Below are 14,027 nucleotides of genomic sequence, written 5' to 3' on the forward strand. Positions count from 1 at the left end.
CCGCCCGGGCCGCCGCCCGGCGGACTACTCCATCGACCCCAGGACCACCGGCGGGGAAGTCGGCGGGGCCGCGCGGACGATGGTGATGAGACGGTCCGTCAGCTGGAGCGGGCTCGCGTGCGGATCGTCGTACGGGAGCAGGCGGTGGCCGCGCAGGACGCTGACGACCAGGTCGGCGGTGTCCCGGACCGACTTGCCGGCCTCCGCCCGGGTGACCGGACGCTCGATCAGGTCGAGGCCGCTGCCCTGCTGGATCAGGTCCTCCATCACCGTGCCCGCGCTCGGGCTGAGCACCGACAGCCCGAGCAGACGGCCCGCCGCGCTCGCGCTCGTGATGACCGCGTCCGCGCCCGACTGGCGCAGCAGCGGCGCGTTCTCCTCTTCCCGGACGGCCGCCACGATCTTCGCGCCGCGGTTGAGCTGGCGTGCCGTCAGGGTGACCAGTACCGCCGTGTCGTCCCGCTGCGTCGCGATGACGACCTGACGGGCCTTCTGCAGCTCTGCGCGCAGCAGTACTTCGGAGCGCGTGGCATCGCCGACGACCCCGGTGAACCCTTCCGCGCTGGCCATGTCGATCACCTTGGCGCTGGGGTCGACGATGACGACCTGCTCCTTGGAGAGGCCGGTGGCCAGCAGCGTCTGGAGGGCCGAACGGCCCTTCGTACCGAAGCCGACGACGACCGTGTGGTCGCGCAAGTTCTTCCTCCAGCGGTTGAGCCTCCACTCTTCCCTGGTGCGGGTGGTGAGGACTTCGAGGGTGGTTCCGACCAGGATGATCAGGAACAGGACGCGGAGCGGCGTGATGAGCAGGACGTTGATCAGCCGCGCGCTGTCGCTGTACGGGACGATGTCGCCGTAGCCGGTCGTCGACAGCGTGACGGTCGCGTAGTAGACGCAGTCGAGGAAGTCGACCTTTTCGTTGGCGTTGTCGTGGTAGCCGTCGCGGTCGATCCATACGATCAGGACCGTCAGGCACATCACGAACAGCGCCATCAGCAGCCGCCGCGTGACCTGCCGCAGCGGCTTCTCGACTTCCCGCCGGGGCAGTTTGATGCGGCGCGAGACGAGTTTCTCGTCGGCGCCGCGGGCCATCGCGTCCGAGCCGTGCAGTTTCACGTGAAACATCCCCCTGAAGCCCACGGGAGATCGAGGATCTCCAGGTCCTGCCCCGAGCGTGCCCCGTGCGGTGGTACGACGGCCAGTCCGTCGGCGGCGGCCACCCCGCGCAGCATCGCAGGGCCGTTGTAGCGCAGCGGCACGGCGTGCTCGTCGGTCAGCCGGACCGGGACCAGCCGGGTGTCGTGCGGATGGCCCGGTACGTCGCCCTGCACGGGCACCGCGTACCGGGGGCGCGCGCCGCGGCCCGCCAGGGCGCGCAGCAGCGGCTCGGCCAGGGTCAGCAGCCCGGATACGGCGGCGAGCGGATTGCCGGGCAGGCCCACCACGTGGCGGCCGTCGGCGCGGCCGCCGAGGCGGGCCAGCAGCATCGGGTGCCCGGGGCGTACGGCGACTCCGTCGACGAGCAGCTCGGCCCCGGCCTTGGCGAGCACGGCGTGCACGTGGTCGACGGGGCCGGAGGCAGTGCCGCCGGTGGTGACGACCACGTCGGCGGTGGAGGAGGTGACGGCCCGCAGCAGGGCCTCGGCGCCCGCCGGGTCGTCGCCGAGGCGGCGCACGGAGACGACCTCGGCGCCGATCCGGGTCAGCCAGGGGCCCAGCATGGGGCTCAGCGCGTCGCGGATGAGGCCGTCGTGCGGGCGGCCTTCGGTGAGCAGTTCGTCGCCGAGGACCAGGATCTCGACGCTCGGCCGGGGCCGGGTGGTGAGCTCGTCGTACCCGGCGGCGGCGGCCAGGCCGAGGACGGCCGGGGTGACCAGGGACCCGGAGGGCAGCAGGAGGTCGCCGGAGCGGCACTCCTGGCCGCGCGGGCGGATGTCCTGGCCGGTGGCGACGGGCCGCCCGGCGTACAGCTGGGTGCCGGCCTCGCGGGAGTGCTCGCTGCGGATCACGGCCGTGGTGTCGGCGGGGATCCGGGCGCCGGTGGCGATCCGTACGGCCTCGCCGTCGGCGAGGGGGGCGGGGCGCGCGGAGCCGGCCAGTGCGCCGCCGCCGGGGCGGACGGTCCAGGGGCCGGGTCCGGCGACGGCCCATCCGTCCATGGCGGAGGTGTCGAAGGAGGGCAGGTCACCGAGGGCGGTCAGCGGCGCGGCGAGGACTTCGCCCAGCGCGGCGGCCAGGGGGACCTGCCGGCTGCGGGCCGGAGCGGCCGTGCCGGCGCGGCCGGCGGTCTGCCGGGCGTGCAGCCAGGGCGCGGCGCGGTGGCCGCCACCGTCCGGGTTGCGGCTGACCAGGGCCAGGGCCTGGTCGAGGGCCCGGTCGGCGTCGGACGCGGCGTCGGAGGCGGTGGCGGCGCCGGTGGCGGTGGTCTCCGCGTCGGCGTCGGTGTCGGCGGTCATCCGGATCCAGTCTCCTCGGCGGCGGCGCCGCCCTCGCCGCCGGGGGTCTCCGCCGCCCAGCGCAGGGCCAGGTCGGCGACCTTGGCGGAGGCCTCGGCGACGGCTTCGGCGGGGTCGGCGCCGGCGGCTTCGGCGCGGGCCGCGGCGTAGCCGACCAGGAAGGTGGTCAGCGGGGCGGCGGGCCGGGCGACGCCGTGGGCGGCGTCACGGGCGACGTCGAGCAGGGTCTTGACATCGACGTCCACGTCGATGCCCAGCTCGGACTTTGCGGCGGTGATCCATGATTCCAGCACGGTTCCATGCTCTCTGATCCGGGCGCGAGCGACGGCGAGATCGTCCCAGGTGTCGCAGTCGAAGGAGGCGAGTGGCGCAGCCGCGGTGACGTGGGCGAGTTCGAGTTCGGCGGTCACGGCGCGCAGCGACAGGCCGGTCACGGAGCCGTGTTCGGTGGCCAGCAGGGCGATTTCCCTGCGCAGCGGCTCGGCGCGGTAGGCGGCGACGAGGGGCTGGTCGCGGCCGTCGGGATCCCGGAGCAGGGCCCCGTCGGCGCCGGGCGCGTCGAGGAGCCGGTGTACCGTCCGTGCGTCCAGGAACGGCAGGTCGGCGGAGAGTACGAGGACCCGCTCGGCCGTGGTGTGCCGCAGCCCGGCGTCCAGCGCGGCGAGGGGGCCGCCGCCGGGCGGCTCCTCGCGGGCCCAGCGCACGGGCCGGGCCGTCGGCCTGCGGCCGCCGACGACGACGGTGGTGGCCGCGTCGGCGCAGGCGTCGAGGACGCGGTCCAGGAGGGGGCGTCCGCCGACGCGGAGGCCGGGCTTGTCGGCCCCGCCGAGCCGCCGGGCGGCGCCGCCGGCCAGGACGATGGCGTCGTAAGTCATGCACCGAGTATGCGGGGACCGCGTTGCGTACGGGTTCCGCCGTTTACCGGCTCCTTACGGACCCGCTGTGAGACCGGACTTCGCCGCACTCCGCGGCCCCCCGGGAATGCGCCCCGAACGGCTTCGGGGCCGCCCGCGCCCCTGAGGGTGCGTGCGGCCCCGAAAACTTCGCTCGGTTCTGGCCGGCGCCTAGTGCTGTGACCGGAAAGGCTCACCGGGTCGCGACGCCCGGCACGGCACCTCGCCGCGTTGTCGGACCACGGAAGTACGTCCAGTACGAGCCGCGGTCCTCCGCCTTGCGATGCACCGCACCGGACGCCGCGGCCCGGCAAACCTTCCCGGCCACAGCACTAGAGGTACGGGCCCGAGCGGACGGCGCCGTGGGCGCCGTCCTCCTCGTCCTCGTGGGACGAACCGGGGGGCAGGGCGCGGCGCATCTGCTCCAACTGGGCCCGCGCCGCCATCTGCTGGGCGAACAGGGCCGTCTGGATGCCGTGGAACAGGCCCTCCAGCCAGCCCACCAACTGGGCCTGGGCGATCCGAAGTTCCGCCTCGGAGGGGATCGCCTCCTCGGTGAAGGGCAGGGAGAGCCGCTCCAGTTCCTCGACGAGCTCGGGAGCGAGACCGTCCTCCAGCTCCTTCACCGACGCGGCGTGGATGTCCTTGAGACGGACCCGGCTGGCCTCGTCCAGAGGTGCGGCGCGTACCTCTTCCAGGAGTTGCTTGATCATGCTGCCGATCCGCATGACCTTGGCGGGCTGTTCGACCATCTCCGTCACCGGGACCTCGCGCGACTCGTCATCGGCGCCGCCGACCGGCATCCCGTCCTGCCCCACGATCAGGCCGTGCGGGGGGCTGTCCTGCGACCGTTCACTCCTCGGCATCTCCATGCCGTCATTCTCTCGCACACCTTCGCTTGCACACGGTGTGCCCCCGCACAGGCGTGATCCACCCTGTGCGGGGGCACGAATGCCGCCCGTGCTCGGCCGCGGGCGGCCGTCCCGCGTCAGACCTCGCGCCGCGCCAGGGCCCCGCTGGAACGGGTGACCAGGGCCGCCAGCAGGGCCGCGCCCAGCGGGACCGCGACCAGCAGCCCGGCCAGCGTGGTCCACGGCACCGCGATCGGCACGTACGGGACGGTCTCGGAGGCCGCCGCGTAGCCGTTCTCGATGCCCGACCGCACCATGTCGGCCATGGCCCGGCGTTCGGTGAGGCGCAGTCCGACCGCGGGCAGGATCCCGGCCGCCGAGCCGAGGACGACGCCCATCATGGCGACCACCCCGCACTGGAAGCCGCTGAGCGTGCGCCGCACCCGCGGCGGGGCGCCGACCGCCGCCAGGGTCTTCAGGTCGCCTTCGGCGTCCGCCTGGGCCAGTCCGGTGGCGATGCCGGCCGCGCCGATGGTGACCAGGCCCGCGAAGACGGTCAGGGCGAGCATGGCCAGGCTGTCGTTGCCCTGGTAGCCCTTCTCGATCTGTACGGACGCGTCCAGGCCCATCTTGTCGAGGGCCCCGTCCAGCCGCTGGCGCTGCTCGGAGCTCGCCTCCCCGTCGAGGGTGAAGTACGAGCCGAAGGGGGCGGTGGCGATGGAGGCCTTCTTCGCGGCGGAGGGCGGCAGCACCAGCTCCACGCCGTAGCCGTTCGTCGTGTCGGACACCTGGTAGGCGGCGAACACCTTGTCCTCGCCGGGCTCCGGTTCACCGGGGGCGGAGCCCCCCGCGCGGCCGTCCCGGCCCATGATCAGCCGGACGGTGACCTTGCCGTCGGCCACGTTCTGCCTCTTGAAGGAGACGGCCTTGCCCTCCTTCAGCGCGGACACCGCATCGGGATCCTCGACGGCCAGGACGGAGAGCAGCTTCTCGTCGGCGATGACGAGGGGTGCCCGGACGCCGAAGCGCGGGTCCTTGCACCGCCAGTCGTTGCGCAGTTCCCTCTGCTGTTCCACGCTGAAGGAACTGGGGCCGTTCTCGGCCGTGAAGAGGGGGCAGCGCTGTGGCTTCGGGATGACGATCTCGGCCCGCCCGCAGTCCGGGCTGGAGGAGTAGGTCGAGCAGCCCGGCTTGCCGACGGCGGGGCGTTCCACGTCGGCCCTCACGGCCAGCGGGAGTTCCTTCGCCAGGGACTCGCGCATCGGGATGACGTCGCGGAACGCGGAGTTGTCGTTCGTCTCGATCAGCCCGGCCCCGTGGGGCAGCTGGGCGACGTACTCGTGCCGCGCCTGGATCTCCTTGCTGTGCTGGTAGGTGGCCACGGCGACCGTGCCGGCGACGGCGGCCAGGACGGCGGCCACGGCCGGCGCCGTGCGTCCGCGGTTGCGGACGGCGTCGCGCAGCGCGAGCCGGGGCGAGAGCGGCAGCCACCGGCCGGCCCGCCCGAACAGGCCGACCAGGGTGGGGGTGAGGGCGACGACGCCCAGCTCGGCGATGGCGCTGCCGCCGGCGACCACGGTGGAGCCCATGTCGGACACGGTGCCGAACAGGGCGATGGCGGCTCCGCCCGCGATGGCGAGCAGGCCGAGGACGGGCAGCACCCGGTTGGCCCGGCGCACGCCGCGACGGCCGGTGAGGGAGGCGAGCACGGTCTGCCGGGAGGCGGTGACCGCCGGGACGATGGCGGCCAGCAGCCCGGTCAGGACGGCGAGCAGGCCGATGGCGAGGAGCTCCAGCGGACGGACGTCGAGGCCGCCGAAGCGCTGGCCGATGGCGTCTTCGAGCAGCGGACGGAGCCCGATGGTGAGGGCCACGCCGATGACGGTGCCGGTGACGGCCGCCGCGGCGCCGATGACGAGGCCGCCGGAGAGCACGATGGCCCGGATGTGCCGCCGGTCTCCGCCGTTGGCGCCGACCAGGCCGAGCTGGCGGCGCGAGCGCCGGGCGCCGACCGCGAAGGCGGGTCCGGCCAGCAGGCAGATCTCCAGCATGGCGAGGCCGACGACGGTGGAGACGATGGCGACTTCGGTGGCGCTCATGGCGGCGTTGGGCTGCCACTTGCTGTTGGGCTGCTCCTTGTAGAGCGGCACCTCGGAGTCGGCCGGCGGGTCGAGCAGGACGACGCGCGATTCGACGATCAGCCGGTTGGCGTTGGCCCGCATGACCATGTTCCACGTGAAACCGTCACCGCCGACCTTCACCAGGTAGGCGTCGCGTGCGCGCAGGCCCTGGCTGCCGGCGGCCTTCAGGTCCCGGTCGAGGGGGGCGATCAGGGTGCCGGGCGTGGCGAGGAGCTGCGGCTGCTTCAGGGCGTCGGGCATCTCGTAGGCGCCCACGATCTTGTACGTCGTGGTCGACTCGCGCGGGGTCACGCTGGAGCCGACGAAGTAACCGGACTCCTCCAGGAAGGCATTGGTGGCCATGACCTCGCCCGCCGCCTGCGGCAGTCGGCCGCGGTCCAGCTTCCACAGGCCCTTGACCAGCGGGTTCGCCGGGTCGACTTCCCGCAGTGCGGTCTCCAGGATCCCGTACCGGCTGCGGACCTTCCCGTGGGACAGGCTGTCCTTGACGGACTGGGCGCCGGCCGGGAGCTCCGGCGCGGGCTTGGCGGCGTCGTCCCGCCCGCCCCCGGCGGACGGGTCGTACGCGTCGAATCCGCCGACCGGGGCGTAATTCTGGGCGTCGGGGCTCTGGTAGAGCGCCGTGCCCATCTCCGGGTCGGTCACCTTGGCATCGGCGGCGCCGAGCAGTCGCTCCATGCGCTGCTCGCCGGAGAGCTGGGAGCTGCGCACGGTGAGGTCGACGGCGCTCACGCCGACGATGGGCAGGGCGATCATGGCGAGGACGAGGGCGCTGCGGCCCTTGGAGCGCCAGGCGTCGCGGCGGGCGATGCGGATGGCCGCGATCCAGGAGTGGTACGAGGCGATCACTGAGCGGCCGCCTGCCCGGTGAGCAGGGAGTCGGCCTGGCTGCGCAGGGTCTCGTCGACGACGCTGCCGTCGCGCAGGAACACCACGCGGTCGGCCCACGCCGCGAAGCGCGGCTCGTGCGTGACCAGGATCCCGGCGGCGCCGGCCTCGCAGCGCGAGCGCAGCAGGGCGAGTACGGATTCCCCGGTCTCGGAGTCGAGGGCGCCGGTCGGCTCGTCCGCGAGGACGAGGCGGCGGTCGCCCACGAGGGCGCGGGCGATGGCCACGCGCTGCTGCTGGCCGCCGGACATCTCGTCGGGGAAGCGGTCGGCGAGCTGGCCGAGGCCCATCTCCTCGAGGGCCGCGACCGAGGAGCCGCGGGCCTTGCGGGCGGAGACGCCGTCGAGTTCGAGCGGCAGGGCGACGTTCTCGGCCGCGGTGAGGGCCGGGATCAGGTTGTAGTCCTGGAAGACGTACCCGATGCTGCGGCGGCGCAGGGCGGCGAGCTGCCTGCGGCTCGCGGTGGTGATGTCGGTGCCTTCGACGATCACTTTGCCGCTGGTCGGGGTGTCGAGTCCGCCGGCGAGGGTCAGCAGCGTGGACTTTCCGGACCCGGAGGGGCCCATGACGGCGACGAGTTCGCCGGGGTAGACGCTGAGGTTGATCCCGCGCAGGGCGTGCACCTCGGTGGCGCCGCTGCCGTGGGTGCGGACGAGCTGGTCCAGCTGCAATACGGGCTGGTCGGGCATGAAGGGTCCCCCCTGGGACGTGGAGCGGTGGTTCAGCCCCGCCGCGCGCGGGCGGTACGGGGCAGAGTCCGGTCGTTGGTCGTGGTCGTGGTCGGGATGGCGGTCGCGGTGGCCTCGGCGGGAGCGCCCGGCCCGCCGCCCTCGGGCGGCTCGGCCTCGGCCGGTGCGAGCGCACGGTTCGCGGAGAGCCGTACGAGCCGGGATTCGCAGTGGTCGAGCCAGCGGGCCTCGGCCTCGGTCTGGAAGATCAGCTGTTCCAGGACCAGGAGCCAGGCGATGTCGTCGCGTTCGCTGCCGCGCCCCGTCTCGATGGCGGTGAGCGCCTGCGCCTTGAGGCGGGTGTAGTCCTGCATGGCCTGGACGGTGGCGTGCCGCTGAGCCTGGATGACGGCGCGGATGTTCACGCCGGGGGCGCCGACGGCCATGGCGAGCTTGATGGCGAGCTCGTCGCGGGGCGGGTTGGCCCGGTCGACGGGGCGCCCGAACCACTCGCGCAGTTCGAGGCGCCCGGTCTCGGTGATGGCGTAGAGGGTGTGCCCGGCGGTGTCCTCGCCCCCGGGGGCGACGAGGCCGTCGCGCTCCAGGCGCGCGAGGGTGGTGTACACCTGCCCGACGTTGAGAGGCCAGGTGGAACCGGTACGGGATTCGAACTCGGAGCGCAGCTGGGAGCCGTACCGAGGTCCCCGTTCCAGCAGTGCGAGAAGGCCGTGGCGGATCGACATACTCAGTATGTATACCGAGTATGCCCGTCGCCGCAACCATCCTGAGGCCTACGCCGTGAGAGGGAGAAGGGGCCCGTGTCGCTCCAGGGAGGGACGCGGGCAAGGGCTCCGGGCGCTTTCGCGGCGGGGTTCAGCGCCCTCGGCGCAGCCGCATTCCCATGAATCCGAGACCCGTCCCCATCAGGGCGAACCCCGTTCCGAGGGGCAGCATGTGCGCGGCCAGGTCGGCGGCGCGCTCGTTCGGCTCGGTGCCGAGCGCGCCGACCAGCGCCGTGGCGGAAGGGGTCGGGAGGACCGGCCGGGCGGGCTCGGGGCGCGGGCGCACCGGAACGGGACGCGAGACGAGCACGGCCTCGGGGTTGGGGGGCTCGGTCGCCGGCAGCCCGGGCCGTTCCCGCCCGGCGCCGGCGGCGCTTCCGGCGAGCTCCTCGAACACCTCGCCGGCCGCGTCGCCGCCGGCGTCCTGTGCGTAGGACGGCGCGAGCGCGCGGGCGCGGTGCGCGGGGCCGGCGTGCGCGGGCGCCGCGATCAGCAGCGTGGCGGTCACCATCGCCGCCCCGGCGGTCCAGCGCAGCGCGCGGGCGTATGTCACGCCCTCAGATTTGCATAACGGGACAAACCCGGCATCCCGTACGGGCTGTACGGGCTGTACGGGCTGTACGGGCTGTACGGGCAAGCCGAGCCGGCCGGCCGCGTACGACCGGCCGCAGGGGACCGGCCGCCGGGGACGGTCCCGGTCAGAAGTACGGGTTGCGCACGGACCCGGACCCGCACAGGGTCCGGTAGCCCGCATCGTTGAACGCCGCGGCCTGCACTCCGACGCGCACGATGCCCCGGTCGTCCCGCAGGTCCGTGTTCCAGGTGCGGCTGCTCCCGGCCCCGCCCTTGTTGAAGCGCCACGGCCATTCGTGCGAGTGGCCGGCGTTGTCCAGGGTGTAGAGCTGGACCCCCGCGACCCGGGAGTCGTCCGCGGTGTCCACGGACGTGAGGGTGACGTGGAGGATGGCGGAGCCGTCCAGCCACGCCCAGTCGGCGCTGCCGTAGGCGCCGGTGGCTTCGCAGCTCGACGAGGGCCCGGCGGCCGAGGCGGGCGAGACGGCGAGCAGGCCGGCCGCCAGCGCCGCGGCGGCGCCGGTCAGGATGCGGACGAGGTTCGGCACGAGGACTCCCGGAGTTCGGCGGGTCTGTCCTGCGCGTATGTACCAGAAGCCGCACACACCGGGCTAACCGTCCGTCACCACAACGTGTCGCCGCCCCGGCGTCACCGCCCCGGCGTCACTCCGGGTTGCCGGTCGACACCCACAAGGTGAAGGTCGTGTTCTTCGGGTCGATCTTGTCGCCGCCGGCCGGCTGCTGTTCGACGACCGTGCCCTCGCCGTAGACCGCCTCGTCCCGGGGCTTCTCGTCGTACTTCCAGCCGCCGGCCCGGATGCACGCCTTGACCGAGACCTGGTTCATGTACCGGAAGTCCGGCGCCCGCACCTTGGTCGCGTCGCTGAAGTCCTTCGAGGGCTCCGTGCACTTGGCCGGGTCGATCGTGCGCGAGAGGTCCGGCCCCTTGTGGCCGGTCTTCGCCGAACCGGACGCCGACGGGTTCGCCGTCACGTCCTTGTCCTTGTCGCCGCCCGAGTTCAGCACGGCGATCAGCCCGCCCACGGCCAGCAGAGCCACCACGATGGCGCCCACCACGAGCGGGGTGTTCTTCTTCCCGGCGGCGCCCCCGCCGCTGTGCCCCTGCACGTTCTGTCCGCCCTGCGGCGAGACGGCGTACGGCGGCGGCGTCGCCGCGTACGGACCCGGAGGCGACGTCTGGTGCTGCTGCGGATACCCGTAGGCCCCCGGCGCGGGCGTCTGCGCGGGAGGCGGGGTCGGCGCGTACGCGTACGGCGCCGGGGTCTGCGGCTGGTACGGCTGCTGCAGCGACTGCGGCGGCGCCTGGAGGGCGGAGTCCACCGGCGGGAACACGGCCGAGCCGAGCCCGGCGCCGCTGTTGGTCGGGTGCGAGCCCGGGACGATGACCGGGGCTCCGCTCTGCCCGGCGCCCGCAACCCGCGCGACCTCGTCGAGCATGGCCGCCGCCGTGGGGAAACGCTCGTTCGGGTTCTTCTTCAGTGCCCGCGCCACCAGGGCGTCCACCGCCGGGGTCACGGAGCGGTTGATGGAGGACGGGGCGACCGGGTCCTCCTGCACGTGCGCGTACGCCATGCCCAGCGCGGAGTCCGCGACGAAGGGGACCCGCCCGGTCAGCAGCTCGAAGAGCATGATGCCGACCGAGTACAGGTCGGAGCGGGCGTCCACGGCCCGGCCGAGCGCCTGCTCGGGGGAGAGGTACTGCGGGGTGCCGACGACCATGCCGGTCTGCGTCATCGAGGTGACCCCCGACTGCATGGCCCGCGCGATGCCGAAGTCCATCACCTTGACCACGCCGCGCCGCGTCACCATGACGTTGCCCGGCTTGATGTCGCGGTGGACCAGCCCCATCTCGTGGCTGCTCTCCAGGGCGGCCAGTACGTCGGCCGTCACCTTCAGCGCCTTGTCGGCGGGCATGGCCCCGTACTGCCTGACGTCCCCGTCCAGGACGGAGCCGAGCGGCTGCCCCTCGACGTACTCCATGACGATGTACGGCATGACCGCGCCGTCGTCCCGGCCGGGGTCGGCGAAGGCGACCACGCCCTCGCCGGTGTCGAACACCGAGACGATGTTGGTGTGCGACAGTTTCGCTACAGCCTGGGCCTCGCGGCGGAAGCGCTCGCGGAAGGACTGCTCGCGTCCGAGCTCGCTGTGCAGGGTCTTGATCGCCACCTGCCGGTCGAGCGCGGAGTCGTAGGCGAGGTAGACGGAAGCCATCCCGCCCTCGCCGAGCAGATCCCTCAGCTGGTAACGGCCACCGGCAAGCGAGCCGCCCGCGTACTGGCCCTGAGTGCCGTCCTGGCTCATGACTGTTGCTTCCCCTCGGGATGTGTCCCTACGCGTCCGGCTGAGCGCATGTCGCGCCCAGTCTGCCGGAGGGCAAGCACACGTCAAGCCGGGTGCCCGTTCCGTGACCACAAGGCCGCCCGGGGTCCTTGTCCGAACGGTGACCGGTTGCGAGGCTGTAGCGTTCGTCGGAGCACACGACGAGGACCTACCGCTGAGCGGCGGCCGAGACAGACGACGGCGAGGACTGATGGCACCCGAACCCGAGGGAAGCGGCGCCGGGATGGCCGAGGGTCCTGAGCACTGGGGCGCGGGCGGCCTGGTGGGAGACGGTCGTTACCGGCTGACCCACCGTCTGGGACGCGGCGGCATGGCCGAGGTGTTCGCCGCCGAGGACGTCCGGCTCGGCCGGACCGTGGCCGTCAAGCTGCTGCGACCCGACCTCGCCGAGGACCCGGTCTCCAAAGCCCGCTTCACGCGTGAGGCGCAGTCGGTCGCCGGCCTCAACCACCATGCCGTGGTCGCCGTGTACGACTCGGGCGAGGACCGGGTCGGACCGAACGTCGTTCCCTACATCGTCATGGAGCTGGTCGAGGGCCGCACCATCCGCGACCTGCTGATCAGCGCCGAGGCCCCGGGCCCCGACCAGGCGCTGATCATCGTGTCCGGTGTGCTCGAAGCACTCGCGTACTCGCACCAGCACGGCATCGTGCACCGCGACATCAAGCCCGCCAACGTGATCATCACGGACACCGGTGCGGTCAAGGTGATGGACTTCGGCATCGCGCGCGCCCTGCACGGCGCACAGTCGACGATGACTCAGACCGGCATGGTCATGGGCACCCCGCAGTACCTGTCGCCCGAACAGGCCCTCGGCAAGGCCGTGGACCACCGCAGCGACTTGTACGCGACGGGCTGTCTGCTCTACGAACTCCTCGCGCTGCGGCCCCCCTTCACCGGGGAGACCCCGCTGTCGGTGGTCTACCAGCACGTCCAGGACGCGCCGATCCCGCCTTCGCAGCTGCCCGAGGGCCACTCGATCCCGCAGGAGCTCGACGGGCTCGTCATGCGCTCGCTCGCCAAGGACCCGGACGACCGGTTCCAGAGCGCCGAGGAGATGCGCGGGCTGGTCCAGTACGCCCTGCAGATGCTGCACGACCAGGGGTCCAACACCGGCACCTGGAACACCGGCCCGGTCACGATGGCGCTGCCCCACGGGCGCGGTCCCTCGCAGACCACGGCGATGCCGATGCCTGGCGGCCACGGCCAGCCCCAGTACGGCGCGCACTCCTCGACCTCGCAGTTCCAGCAGCCGATGGTGCCGCCGCTGAATCCGGACGACGGCTCGGCCTTCCCCGGCGGAGGCGCGGGCGGCCAGGGCGGGACCGGCGGGTACGACGGCTACGACGGTTACGACGACCGGTCCGGCGGCGGCCGCTGGAAGCTGTGGCTGTTCGCGGTCCTCGCGGTCCTGGCGGTCGCGGCGGGCGTGGCGTACGCGGTCAACGGGATCGGCGGCAAGGGGGCCGACCCGAACACGACGGCGCCGATCACGACCCCCTCCGCCTCTTCTTCCCCGAGCACCGGGGCGAGCACTCCGACGCCGGAGAACTCGCCGTCGAGGACTCCCGAGTCCTCGTACTCGTACGACAGCGGCTCGCCGTCGCCGTCGCGCACCAAGAGCTCACCGAGCTCTACGCCGTCTTCCAGCCCGACGCCGTCGTCCAGCCCCACCCCGTCGTCCAGTCCGACGCCGTCGAAGACGCCCAAGCCGTCGACGACACCGACGGCGACGGTGACCCCCGACGCGCGGAACGGGGAAGAGTGACCGCGCACCCGTAACCCTGAGTAATGCGAACGGCCCGGCGGAATTCTGCCGGGCCGTTCGCATGGGCGATCGAAGTCGCTCAGAGCGCGTGCTGGTAGCGCCGGTCCAGATTCCCCGCGAGGGTGTGGACGGTGACGAGCTGGGGCTCTATGCGCATGTACACGGGGTCGAAGACCGCGCCGTCCACGAAATGCGGCCCCGGACCGAAGAATTCCAGCTCGGCCGTGGTGGGTTCGACGATGTTCGCGGTGCCCGTGAACTGCACCGACCACAACTGGGGGTCCGGGGAATTGAAGTTGTCGGCGCCGTAGGAGACCACGCTGCCATTGCATGCGTGGTGGTAGCCGAAACCGGCGTGCATGCGCAGGACGACCTTCCCGTCCACCACGATGTGGCGGGCGAGGGCGAGGAAGGGCAGCGCGCGCATGCTGGTGGCCACCCGGCCGTACGGCACGCGGCGCAGCAGCTCGATGGCGTGGAGTTCCTCTGGGGACATGTCACCCACCTTCCGGTACCCGCGCGGCGCCGGAAAGAGGACCTCGCCCCGCACATCAAGGACGTTGGTCCCGAATGGAACAGAACGCCCCGGGGTATCGGGCGGCCCGGGGCGTCACGCTGTGTAATCCGCAGGGGGGGCGCGGGC

General features: G+C 72.9%; 12 protein-coding genes. 1 reads left to right on the forward strand and 11 read right to left on the reverse strand.

All coding sequences use genetic code 11. The annotated features are described in order from the left end of the window. Positions 1 to 24: 24 nt before the first annotated feature. The 10 genes from ACFWBY_RS25195 to ACFWBY_RS25240 all read right to left on the reverse strand — a co-directional run bounded on the left by ACFWBY_RS25195 (position 25) and on the right by ACFWBY_RS25240 (position 11,577). Positions 25 to 1,125 (reverse strand): potassium channel family protein, encoded by a 1,101-nt coding sequence (locus ACFWBY_RS25195; protein WP_385337645.1) that lies wholly within the window; start codon positions 1,123 to 1,125, stop codon positions 25 to 27. Next, positions 1,113 to 2,456 carry a molybdopterin molybdotransferase MoeA gene (locus ACFWBY_RS25200; protein ID WP_385337642.1) on the reverse strand — a complete coding sequence of 448 codons (1,344 nt, stop codon included), beginning with the start codon at positions 2,454 to 2,456 and terminating at the stop codon, positions 1,113 to 1,115. The genes ACFWBY_RS25195 and ACFWBY_RS25200 overlap by 13 nt, the downstream gene beginning before the upstream one ends. Beyond that, a complete protein-coding gene (locus tag ACFWBY_RS25205; RefSeq protein ID WP_385337639.1) occupies positions 2,453 to 3,331 on the reverse strand; it encodes an NTP transferase domain-containing protein in 879 nt (292 codons plus the stop codon). The genes ACFWBY_RS25200 and ACFWBY_RS25205 overlap by 4 nt, the downstream gene beginning before the upstream one ends. Before the next feature lie 350 nt (positions 3,332 to 3,681). Next, positions 3,682 to 4,221: a bacterial proteasome activator family protein gene (locus ACFWBY_RS25210; protein WP_385337637.1), complete on the reverse strand. Its 540-nt coding sequence runs from the start codon at positions 4,219 to 4,221 to the stop codon at positions 3,682 to 3,684. A gap of 116 nt (positions 4,222 to 4,337) precedes the next feature. Next, positions 4,338 to 7,190: an FtsX-like permease family protein gene (locus tag ACFWBY_RS25215; protein WP_385337634.1), complete on the reverse strand. Its 2,853-nt coding sequence runs from the start codon at positions 7,188 to 7,190 to the stop codon at positions 4,338 to 4,340. Continuing rightward, positions 7,187 to 7,918 (reverse strand): ABC transporter ATP-binding protein, encoded by a 732-nt coding sequence (locus tag ACFWBY_RS25220; RefSeq protein WP_385337631.1) that lies wholly within the window; start codon positions 7,916 to 7,918, stop codon positions 7,187 to 7,189. Before ACFWBY_RS25220 ends, ACFWBY_RS25215 begins: the two co-directional genes overlap by 4 nt. A gap of 32 nt (positions 7,919 to 7,950) precedes the next feature. Beyond that, on the reverse strand, positions 7,951 to 8,640 hold the full coding sequence (locus ACFWBY_RS25225) for a PadR family transcriptional regulator (RefSeq protein ID WP_385337628.1): 690 nt from the start codon (positions 8,638 to 8,640) through the stop codon (positions 7,951 to 7,953). 130 nt (positions 8,641 to 8,770) lie between these two features. Continuing rightward, positions 8,771 to 9,232 carry a hypothetical protein gene (locus ACFWBY_RS25230; RefSeq protein ID WP_385337625.1) on the reverse strand — a complete coding sequence of 154 codons (462 nt, stop codon included), beginning with the start codon at positions 9,230 to 9,232 and terminating at the stop codon, positions 8,771 to 8,773. A gap of 145 nt (positions 9,233 to 9,377) precedes the next feature. Beyond that, the gene (locus ACFWBY_RS25235; protein ID WP_385337623.1) at positions 9,378 to 9,800 is read right to left on the reverse strand and encodes a hypothetical protein; all 423 of its coding nucleotides are present in this window, start codon (positions 9,798 to 9,800) and stop codon (positions 9,378 to 9,380) included. 115 nt (positions 9,801 to 9,915) lie between these two features. After that, positions 9,916 to 11,577 carry a protein kinase gene (locus ACFWBY_RS25240; RefSeq protein ID WP_385337620.1) on the reverse strand — a complete coding sequence of 554 codons (1,662 nt, stop codon included), beginning with the start codon at positions 11,575 to 11,577 and terminating at the stop codon, positions 9,916 to 9,918. A 229-nt stretch (positions 11,578 to 11,806) separates the two neighbouring features. Here ACFWBY_RS25240 and ACFWBY_RS25245 point away from each other — a divergent pair, with 229 nt between their 5' ends. After that, positions 11,807 to 13,384, forward strand: a complete 1,578-nt coding sequence (locus ACFWBY_RS25245) for a protein kinase (RefSeq protein WP_385337617.1) — start codon at positions 11,807 to 11,809, stop codon at positions 13,382 to 13,384. A gap of 79 nt (positions 13,385 to 13,463) precedes the next feature. On the opposite strand, the gene ACFWBY_RS25250 is transcribed toward ACFWBY_RS25245, so the two are convergent. Beyond that, positions 13,464 to 13,880: a pyridoxamine 5'-phosphate oxidase family protein gene (locus tag ACFWBY_RS25250; protein ID WP_385337614.1), complete on the reverse strand. Its 417-nt coding sequence runs from the start codon at positions 13,878 to 13,880 to the stop codon at positions 13,464 to 13,466. Positions 13,881 to 14,027 lie beyond the last annotated feature (147 nt).

It is taken from the genome of Streptomyces sp. NPDC060049 (assembly GCF_042736715.1).
Taxonomy (GTDB): domain Bacteria; phylum Actinomycetota; class Actinomycetes; order Streptomycetales; family Streptomycetaceae; genus Streptomyces.

Excerpts from the sequence above, each read along its gene's own strand:
- ACFWBY_RS25195 (WP_385337645.1), bottom strand. The coding sequence starts at position 1,125 with ATGTTTCACGTGAAACTGCACGGCTCGGACGCGATGGCCCGCGGCGCC.
- ACFWBY_RS25200 (WP_385337642.1), bottom strand. The coding sequence starts at position 2,456 with ATGACCGCCGACACCGACGCCGACGCGGAGACCACCGCCACCGGCGCC.
- ACFWBY_RS25205 (WP_385337639.1), bottom strand. The coding sequence starts at position 3,331 with ATGACTTACGACGCCATCGTCCTGGCCGGCGGCGCCGCCCGGCGGCTC.
- ACFWBY_RS25210 (WP_385337637.1), bottom strand. The coding sequence starts at position 4,221 with ATGGAGATGCCGAGGAGTGAACGGTCGCAGGACAGCCCCCCGCACGGC.
- ACFWBY_RS25220 (WP_385337631.1), bottom strand. The coding sequence starts at position 7,918 with ATGCCCGACCAGCCCGTATTGCAGCTGGACCAGCTCGTCCGCACCCAC.
- ACFWBY_RS25225 (WP_385337628.1), bottom strand. The coding sequence starts at position 8,640 with ATGTCGATCCGCCACGGCCTTCTCGCACTGCTGGAACGGGGACCTCGG.
- ACFWBY_RS25240 (WP_385337620.1), bottom strand. The coding sequence starts at position 11,577 with ATGAGCCAGGACGGCACTCAGGGCCAGTACGCGGGCGGCTCGCTTGCC.
- ACFWBY_RS25245 (WP_385337617.1), top strand. The coding sequence starts at position 11,807 with ATGGCACCCGAACCCGAGGGAAGCGGCGCCGGGATGGCCGAGGGTCCT.
- ACFWBY_RS25250 (WP_385337614.1), bottom strand. The coding sequence starts at position 13,880 with ATGTCCCCAGAGGAACTCCACGCCATCGAGCTGCTGCGCCGCGTGCCG.